Annotated in this window: 10 protein-coding genes and 1 pseudogene; all 11 read right to left on the bottom strand. The window is 39.0% G+C overall.

Features of this window, described 5'->3' with window-relative positions:
• On the bottom strand, positions 1-673 hold a 673-nt coding region (locus tag HZC12_02800), incomplete at its 3' end, for a hypothetical protein (protein ID MBI5025656.1).
• 95 nt (positions 674-768) lie between these two features.
• Complete coding sequence (locus tag HZC12_02795) at positions 769-1611, bottom strand: hypothetical protein (protein MBI5025655.1); 843 nt, start codon at positions 1609-1611, stop codon at positions 769-771.
• A gap of 126 nt (positions 1612-1737) precedes the next feature.
• Positions 1738-3210 (bottom strand): capsule assembly Wzi family protein, encoded by a 1473-nt coding sequence (locus HZC12_02790; protein MBI5025654.1) that lies wholly within the window; start codon positions 3208-3210, stop codon positions 1738-1740.
• A gap of 63 nt (positions 3211-3273) precedes the next feature.
• Positions 3274-4401 carry an NAD(P)/FAD-dependent oxidoreductase gene (locus HZC12_02785; GenBank protein MBI5025653.1) on the bottom strand — a complete coding sequence of 376 codons (1128 nt, stop codon included), beginning with the start codon at positions 4399-4401 and terminating at the stop codon, positions 3274-3276.
• A gap of 21 nt (positions 4402-4422) precedes the next feature.
• Positions 4423-4800, bottom strand: coding sequence for a four helix bundle protein (locus HZC12_02780; GenBank protein MBI5025652.1), 378 nt, complete (start codon positions 4798-4800; stop codon positions 4423-4425).
• A gap of 34 nt (positions 4801-4834) precedes the next feature.
• On the bottom strand, positions 4835-5419 hold the full coding sequence (locus HZC12_02775; protein ID MBI5025651.1) for a sugar transferase: 585 nt from the start codon (positions 5417-5419) through the stop codon (positions 4835-4837).
• 102 nt (positions 5420-5521) lie between these two features.
• Positions 5522-5611, bottom strand: a pseudogene (locus HZC12_02770) (hypothetical protein).
• Positions 5612-5644: 33 nt separating this feature from the next.
• Positions 5645-6436, bottom strand: a complete 792-nt coding sequence (locus HZC12_02765) for a YdcF family protein (GenBank protein ID MBI5025650.1) — start codon at positions 6434-6436, stop codon at positions 5645-5647.
• A gap of 211 nt (positions 6437-6647) precedes the next feature.
• Positions 6648-7775 carry a glycosyltransferase family 4 protein gene (locus tag HZC12_02760; GenBank protein MBI5025649.1) on the bottom strand — a complete coding sequence of 376 codons (1128 nt, stop codon included), beginning with the start codon at positions 7773-7775 and terminating at the stop codon, positions 6648-6650.
• A complete protein-coding gene (locus HZC12_02755) occupies positions 7765-8586 on the bottom strand; it encodes a class I SAM-dependent methyltransferase (protein MBI5025648.1) in 822 nt (273 codons plus the stop codon). Before HZC12_02755 ends, HZC12_02760 begins: the two co-directional genes overlap by 11 nt.
• Positions 8583-9021 (bottom strand): radical SAM protein (locus HZC12_02750; GenBank protein ID MBI5025647.1); only part of this gene is annotated, 439 nt, incomplete at its 5' end. The genes HZC12_02750 and HZC12_02755, both read right to left, overlap by 4 nt.

Below are 9021 nucleotides of genomic sequence, written 5' to 3'. Positions count from 1 at the left end.
CTCTATCAATTACAAGGTTGTACTGGGCATTGACCCTTCCCCAGAGAAGTATCTTTACTTCATCCCCTGGCCCTACTACATGGTCTGATGGCACAGGAATGTCCTGCCTCTGAGTCAGAACTTTTACTGTTGCCCCTGTAAAAAACTCATAGCCAAAAGGCATTAACTCAGTGGAGACATTCTGATATTTTTCCACAACTCTATAGCGGTCAAAGAGGGATTTTCTTCCTTCTGTGCTGATGACTGTCTTTTCTATGACCTTTGGTAGCTCTTTCCTCTCAGGTTCTTTCTTTTTTTCTATAAGCTCCTTACATTTTAAGATATCTTCAGGACTTAATCCCTTAAACTCAGGGCGGTTCTTTAGTTGTTCTATTGCCTCTGGTGTGAGAACACCGCCAGTCTTCTCCATCTCTGCTTGCATAGCATTTCTCTGTTCAGGGGATAACTTCTGCAAGCATTCTGTCTGCTGCTGTGTTAGTTGGGGATTTGTTCCTAACTGGGACTGTGGCGACTGTTGCACAGGATTGCCTATACTTATTACCTGTATACCTCCCTGAGAGGCAGAACCCTGGTTAATAGCATCAGGAGACTGTGCAAAAGCGTTCCCTGCCAGGATAAAAAACAACATAAAGATTACGGTCAGAAATCTCTTAATACCAATTCTTATTGCCATATTGAATTCCTCCACAAAGCCAAGATTAAACACGATTCATGTTCTACTTCTCACCCACTATATTCCATGAAGAGCCTATTTTATAGGCCTTTCATTCATCCTTGTTTTCCATTTTTTTCAAGATATTCTTTAAAGAAAGCTAAAAAAATTCCGATAAACAGAGAGGTAACAAAAGAAAGCATAATGTTCTTTTTTATTTTTGGCTCAATCTTCGTATCAGGCACTCTTGCTGGATCGAGCACCTTAAATGCAAAATTCTCTTTAACCTCAGCCATCATGGATGTCTCTATTTGCTGCGCAATAAGTGCATATACCTTCTGTCTGATAAATGGGTCTGAGTTTTTATCTATCAGGGATTCCAGATATTTTTTATTCGTCTCGGCAACTCGCTTTGCCTCACCTGTCATATGATCTGTAAGTTCTATTAGTGTATAGTTTATTATGTCTGCCGCTACCCTGGGGTCTTTAAATTTCACTGACAACTCAATTATATTTTCTCTTTGATTATGCTTCACCTCCATTATTCCTTTGAGATACCTTATCCCTCCCCATATTATTTTATCTTTAGATGGTCCTTCCGGAAAACCCTCTTTGAAAAATACCTTGAGAAGGTCATATCTTGTAATTATTTTTTCCAGTAAGATATTACTCTTAAGGAGATTCACTATCTCTGAGACATTTGATGAGGCTGGAGCTGCTATGCTGAATTGGGCTGCAATCACACTCATACCACCAGGCTCTTTTGGCTGTGTTACAGGTGTAATGACTGCCTTTGCTTCATAGATTTTTGGCATTAAAAAAGATACCATCCCTGTCGTCAGGACAGAGACCGCAATGATTATGACAATCATCGTCCTGTGTTTCTTTATCACATTGATATAATCCATTATATAATCCATCAGGTTTATTTCGTCATAAACTTCTTCTCTGTTCTCCACGTTACCTCCAGTTTAAATTTGTAGTTCTTCTGACATTTCTGTGGTTATTTTTTCCACAGAAACATTGAGAAAAAAGAGTTGATAGTTTCTTCTTCTAACTTTAGAAAGAATTCTTTCTGGCGCATATTATCTCATTTCAAGTGAAAATTCGATAAGCTTATTCTCTCTATTCCTTCCAGAAACGTAGTCTGCACTTCTAACCTTTTCATACCCGCCTTTTAAGCTCAGGGTAATCCCTTTTGAGAGCGTATGCTTTAAGCCAAAAAGCACCTCATTGTGGCTTTCTGGATTTGATCTTGAGACACCTCTTTTTTCATAATCATAGTGCAGGAAGACCTTTGTATTTTTACTCAGAAAAAGCGAGGAACCAACAAAGATATCCTTTGCATCTCCACCCATATGATGGCCGATAAGCCTGCCTTTATAGGTGTAGCCTGAGGTATAAACACCATGAGTGTACCACCCTGCATACTGAAAGGCAGTATTTGCATGCTCTACCCTCAAATCAGCGCCGAGGATGTCCGCAAAATAGATGCCTGCAATATATGCCCACTTATACGGAAGCCCTCCTGCCTCATCCTCGCCAGCAGCCTCTCCATAAATGTGAGCCTTAAGAGGGGTGATTCTTATGCGAACATCCACACCTGCAATCTGGTTGCTCTCACCCTTTGCTTTACCATCTAAATTTTTACCTATAAGGATTGTGCCTATATCACCAAGTCCGAGGCCCGGCATACCTCTGCCCCCTGTAATAACTGTCCTTGTCAACCCAAATTCAAGCCATGGCCCTGGCTTAAAGCTCAGCCTGAGTCCTCCAAGATAGGGTTCTGGATAGTCCCTGTCCTCCTCAAGTCTTGTAAGGAAGAAATCAATCCTGAAAAAGCCTACTATAGGCAGATTTAAAGGAACCTCATTGCTTATTTTTAAGAGTTTAAAAGGCTCTGCATTGTTGGTGAGCATGAGACTTCCATGTCTTCCCTGGCCCCACCAGAGGGAATCCTTTCCTGCCTCTATGGAGAATTTGCCAATATAAAACTTTCCGTAGCCCTTATGAAGTTTGGCATCAAAACCCTTTGAATCCCTGTAAGATAAAAGAGGATTGACATAAAGGGAGAGAACTTGAATCCTTGCATCTCCCTCGAGGGTGAGGAAGACATTGTCTTTATTCAAGGCTATTCCCTCGTTATTATAATTGAATGGCTCCTGCGACGCCTTTATACCTGGAAAAAAGGATTTATCACCTTCGAGATGAGAGTACCTTAACTCAGCCTTCCTGACCGCTTTTATATAGGAAGACTCGTATCCTATCTCTGCAATCTCCTCTTTGAACTCTTCCTTAAGTTTTTCGAGGATTATTTCTATTGCGGACGTCTTACGCCTTACGTTTTTAGAGGCCTCTATTACGAGTCTTGCGAACTCACGTCTATCAATGGGTCTTGCACCAATAATTGCCTGGTCTATCAGGCCATAGGCAGAGAGGCGCTCCAGGTCAAGATAGAGATCGCTTTTCGCATCGACATTCGAGGCAAAAGATGTAAAGGGAATGGATATAACAATCCCCAAGAAACATAAGACTCGTATAATTGACAATGGGGTCACCTATGATTTCCTCCTTAGAAAAGAAAGGAGAATAAAATGTTCGCAGAAGAACTCTGTTAAGAATCAAGTTCTAAAAAGTTTTCTAAAGAGTGTATGTTGAAGCAGTGAAACAATAAGGCCTTTGTGCCAGTCAAAATCAGCCTTTTTCATTATAATCGGCAGACCATCTTTACCGACCAGATTGATTAAAACATCAATCTGATTATCAGAAAGCCTTGCATAGAGATTCCTGAGGTAGTAGCCAAGTTTTAACTCAAGAGATAGTTTGTTTTTCCACCCTACCTCATATTCCTTAAACAGTCTTTCGCTAAAATCTTCTTGTCGAAATGCCTTTAAGATTGTCCGTGCTGCTATCTCTGAGCAGAGGAATCCAAAATAGATACCACCGCCAGTAGTAGCCTTAACCTGACCTGCTGCCTCGCCTACTACAACAAGCCTTTCTGCATAACTCTTAGGAATTCCTTTAACTGGAATAGGACTGCATCTTATCTGATTATCACACGCCTCCAATCTATGCTTAATAAGAGGACTCTGGAGAAAGCCTTTTAAATAGGCTGCTGGATCTTTATCTGTGATAAGCCCGATCTTTGCCGTTTTACCATTTGTCGGCACAACCCAGGCAAAAGACCCTGGAGCAATCTCCCTTCCAAAATAAACCTCAATACCCTTGATATCTCTTACCTCTCCATCTGTTTGAACAGCATACAAAAACCTTTCAGGCCTCCTGGGTATAAGAGGAATAAGCTCAAATCCTGTAGCAATTACTCCTACATTTGAGCTAAATTCTTCCCCCGCCCTTTCTGTTTTTGCTTTGAAGGCACTGTCTGTAATACTTATTTCTTTGACCTTTGTTTTTAAATAAAGAGTAGCCCCTTCCTTTACAGCCATCCGGGCAATCTCGCTATCAAAGAGACTTCGATTAACAACATGAGCTATAGTCGAGCCGGTTCTGTATTCAACACAATTGCCAGAAGGCGAAAAAGCCTTAATAGCTTCTATTGACTTAAGTATTGTTTCCGTAGGTAAATCAAAATTTTTAAAGCATTCAGTACTGACAATACCAGCACAGTTAACTCCCTCTCCGACATCTGAGTGTTCTTCGAGTATTGCCACATCCAGGCCTTCCTTAGCCAGTAAATACGCAGTATAACTTCCAATTGGCCCGGCCCCGATTATAATAACATCATGCATAGCTGAGAGATTCATGGAGATTTATTGAGACTGGTTGAGATTTCTCGTTCTATTAATCAAATTGTTCATTTTAAGAGATAACTCATCAATAATCTGAAAAACACCATCCGCTGCTCTATCTTCAATAAAACCTAACTCGTTGGCTAATAATAAGTGACTTTTTAATTCATAAAGAGAACCCCTGGCGTTAAGATAAAACTTTGCTTTATCCATAAAGTGGAACCGACCGAAACCTTCTGAAATATTGGCTGGCACGGATAATGCTGCTCTCTTGACTTGTGAAGTCATCCTGTAAACCTCTTCTCTTGGAAAATGGCTGGTAAGCTCATAAATCTTTAACACCAGCTCTTTTCCAATCTGCCAAACATCAAGATCCTCAAAGCTCCTTATCTTTGCCAATTCCCCAATCTCCCAATCTCTTAGTCTCTTAATCTCACACCTTCCTCTCCCTGCTTTCCCACTTCCCCTTGAAGGTGATCCAGAAAGAAAGTAGTATCAACTTGATATCCAGCCAGAAGGATTGGTTCTTGATATAAAGGATGTCGTAGCGGAGTTTTTGATTAGGCGGAGTATCATATTTTCCATAGACCTGGGCCATCCCTGTAAGGCCTGGCTTAATCAAAAGTCTATGATGGTAATTGTTTATCCTCTGAGCAAACTCCTCCACCAGTTTAGGTCTTTCTGCCCTCGGGCCTACAAAGCTCATCTCTCCTTTTAATATGTTCAATAATTGAGGCAATTCATCCATAGCGGTTGCTCTAAGAATCCTTCCACCCTTTGTTACTCTTGGGTCATTCTCTGATGCCCATACTGCACCAGTATGTTTTTCAGCATCATGTACCATTGAGCGGAACTTTAAGGCCTTAAATACCCTGCCATTTTTTCCTACTCTTTCCTGTGAGTAAAAAATAGGGCCTCTATCTTCAAGCTTTACTGCTAAAGAAGAAAGAAGCCAGAGGGGAGAAGATAGAATTATGCCAAATAATGAAAGGGTCAAATCAAAGGTTCGTTTTAACATCGTTGATAGATCTTAGTTTTTGGCTCATAGTTCATGACTTTTAGCTATGCTAATTTCAGGCTGTCAGCTAAAAGCTACAAACTATGAGATGATGGAGGTTGAATTTATATATGCATAAAGGGCATTTAAAAGACCTACTACAAAGGAACTTGATGAGCCAAGTCCCGTCCCCGCCGGAATATCTGCAAAACTTGGAGTATAATATTTATCAAAAAAGCTTTAACCCTATATTCGCCCGAGTAACCAGTAGCCGCCAATTCCTATCCATTCATGGATACTGAAAGTTGATATAGAAAAGTTAGAATCAGAGGGGGAAAAACTCAATGGATCTAAACTTAGTGAACCTATAGCAAAGTCAGCAGAAGAAGGAATTGTGTTTATACCTGCTTTTTTCATTACCTTCATAGACCGTAGCATATGAAGGGCTGATGTCACCAGAATTATTCGGTGCCTTTCAACTCCAGGGAAGCGACCTTTAAGGATGCGTTTAATCTCAATTCCACTCTCATAAGTATTTCTTGAAGAGTTCTCTATCCAAAACTTTTCTTTAGGAATGCCCATAGATACGGCATAGTTCATTGCAAGTTCAGCCTCCACAGAGACAGGATCAAAGGGATCACCACTGCCACCGCTATAAAGAATGGGTATTTTGCCTTTGAACTCTTTATATAACTCAATCCCGTGCCATAACCTTCTCCAACTGATTCCGCTCAATTCGTGATAAGGACGGTGACCACCCTTCTTATCTATACCGCCAGCAAGAACAACAATTGCCTCTACATTCGCAGTTTCTTCCTCCATCTTTCCAATAGCCATCTTATTTTCAAGATTTTTTGCAAGTAAATAAGCAACCGGTTCGATGGATAGCAAGTAATAAGTTGCTAATGTTAAGAGCAAAAAAGCTTTGCCCAATCTTTGTCTTTTACGGAGAAGGAGAAGGAAACTTGTTGCCATCCCAATGGCAATCAGGGTTGGGGGCAGTAAGAAGGGCTTTATTAACTTCAGCAGTATAAACATAAAACATGTATGACATAAAAAGAAATAAAAACCACCTCACACCTTAGTCCTATATCTTCAACCAATCAAACCAATTAAACCAATCCAACCAATAAAACTATATTTGACACTAGAGCAATTCTGACTTGTGCCATCTGGACATAATTTAACCGTATATTTCGCTCCCCTGAGTGACATTGCGAAACTTAGCCTACACCCCAATAGGTACGACTCACTCAGAGATTACCCTTTTCTTCTGAACAAGCCAATCATACAGTTCTTCCATCTTTTTAATCATTAATTCAAGGGAGAATTTAGGGATAACTCTTTCTCTTGCATTCTCACCTAATTGACAAGCGATAGATGGGTTATTTAGAAGATATACAATTGAATCTGCTAAAGCATCCGGATCATTGTAAGGAACTAACAAACCCGTCACATTATGCTCAATTACTTCAAGGGTACCAACTGCAGGAGTGGCTACAATTGGAAGGGAGCAAATCATTGCTTCTACTATTGAGCGAGGTAACCCTTCCCATAAGGAAGGAAGGGCAAAGATATCAAGAGTATGCAAAATTTCTGGGACATCATCTCTATTACCAAATAACTTTATTCTATGGTCATTATTAATCATACTTCTAATCTCACCTTGTAAAGGACCATCACCAACGAGAGCAAACTGAACATTGGGATACTTATTTAATATCTTCATGGCTGCTAAAGTGAAGATTTGAGGGGCTTTCTGTGGTGCTAAACGTCCTACCATCCCTACCAAAGGAAGTTCTGGGTTAAACCCAAGCTCTCTCTTTTTAGCTTTTTTATCAATGTTAATCTGAAACTTCTCAAGAGCAAAACCATTATAGATAGTTATAAATTTCTCCTTAGGCGCGATCGCAATATTTATTCCTTCTTGTCTATTAATCTCTGAAACTGTAATTAAGATATCTGATAATCGCGCAGATACTTTCTCTAATAAAGCATACAATTGCTTAATAAAGGGATTCATAAACTGGTGAAAGGAAAATCCATGAATAGTATGGATAATGATAGGAGCTTTCGCAACTCTTCCTGCGATTCTTCCCAGAAATCCAGCTTTAGAACTATGGGTGTGGATGATATGATATTTTTCCTTCTTAATAAGCTTAATAAGCTGAAACAACACAATAGCATCGTAATATGGATTAATCCCCCTTCTTAGGTTAGGAATTATGATTAATCTGTCTGCTACTTTAGATGCTCTACTTTCCCACTCTCCTCCAGGAGAACTTCCCAAATGAACCTCATACTTATTTCTATTCAAACCTTCTACAGCCAGTAAAGCGTACTCTTGTGCTCCTCCAACAGAAAGTTCAGTAATCAACGTGAGTATTTTTATGTTTCTTGGCATAAATCCAATTCCCAAAGTTTAGATATTTAATGATGGGATAAAAGGGCAGAAGCATTTTATTTTTTAAGAGCATGATAATTTGATTTCTACTGATGTGAAAATACCAGTAATAATACCATGTTTTTAAATTAAAATTGTTTTCTATTTTTATCCTATAAGATCTATTTAACCTCATCAAAACGTTAATTATCATATCTGTAATTTCTTTATGGTTTGGCAAACCATTTTTCATATGTTCTGTAAATCCACTATATTCGCGACCCGTCCTTTTTAAATAAACCTTGTTTATTAAATAGTCAGCCCTCTCTGAAGAAATGCTACAAGGTATCCCTATCACTGCATACCTTCTAGAACATCTCAAGATTTCATAAAGTACTTCTTCACGATTTTCCGGTGCAATATGTTCTAACATATCCATTGAGATTACGAAATCAAAACTTCTACTAGGAAAGGGCAATTTTTCTGCACTTGCCTTACAACCTTGCAGATACCCCAACTTAATTCCATCGAAATTAAGATCTATCCCAATCACTTTTTTTCTGAGAGAAGACGTTAACCCTACGGAGCCAGATCCTATTTCTAAGATAGAAGATCCACTGTAACCATAACGCTTTATTATTCTACATACCGGTGCATAGCGGATTGCTAAGTCTAGTCTCCAGCATAGAAAACGTTTAATTTCATAATCAAACACTTTTAGATAGTATCTAAATCCTGATTCAAGTTTAACAATAGGGGCTTTTGTCCACCCTAAATAATTCTTCAACAAATTTACCTTACTCATACCAGCTTTCGCTTTAGAACCTTCAAAGCATATATAAAGTCTTTAAAGGTAGCAAATTCCCTAATATTTCTAATAATGAACTTAGGCCGCAAGAAAAACTGTAAATTGCCTATCCTTACAGCTCTTTTAAGTTTTTTCGGACTTAAGTGAGGAAGCTTAATAATCACCTCTTTTTGGACATCCGATGGATAGTAGTCTCCTTTTATAAACCATCCTTCTTCCTTAGCAGTTTTGTAAAGCTCTGTGCCGGGGAAAGGATTACAAATATTATACATAACTTGATTAAAATCAAGCTTTCTAACCATTTTTCTGTTATATCCTATAGTCTTCTTCGTTTCTAAAGGACCACAACCTACTAGTATATTAACTTTTGCTTTAATGCCATATTTTTTTATCAGTTGTACCGCTGGTTCAATTTTAGTAACATCTAAGTCT

The organism is Nitrospirota bacterium (assembly GCA_016214385.1).
Taxonomy (GTDB): domain Bacteria; phylum Nitrospirota; class Thermodesulfovibrionia; order UBA6902; family JACROP01; genus JACROP01.
This window is presented reverse-complemented; position numbering and strand designations above follow the sequence as displayed.

Excerpts from the sequence above, each read along its gene's own strand:
- HZC12_02755 (MBI5025648.1), bottom strand. The coding sequence starts at position 8,586 with ATGAGTAAGGTAAATTTGTTGAAGAATTATTTAGGGTGGACAAAAGCC.
- HZC12_02765 (MBI5025650.1), bottom strand. The coding sequence starts at position 6,436 with ATGTTTATACTGCTGAAGTTAATAAAGCCCTTCTTACTGCCCCCAACC.
- HZC12_02785 (MBI5025653.1), bottom strand. The coding sequence starts at position 4,401 with ATGCATGATGTTATTATAATCGGGGCCGGGCCAATTGGAAGTTATACT.
- HZC12_02775 (MBI5025651.1), bottom strand. The coding sequence starts at position 5,419 with ATGTTAAAACGAACCTTTGATTTGACCCTTTCATTATTTGGCATAATT.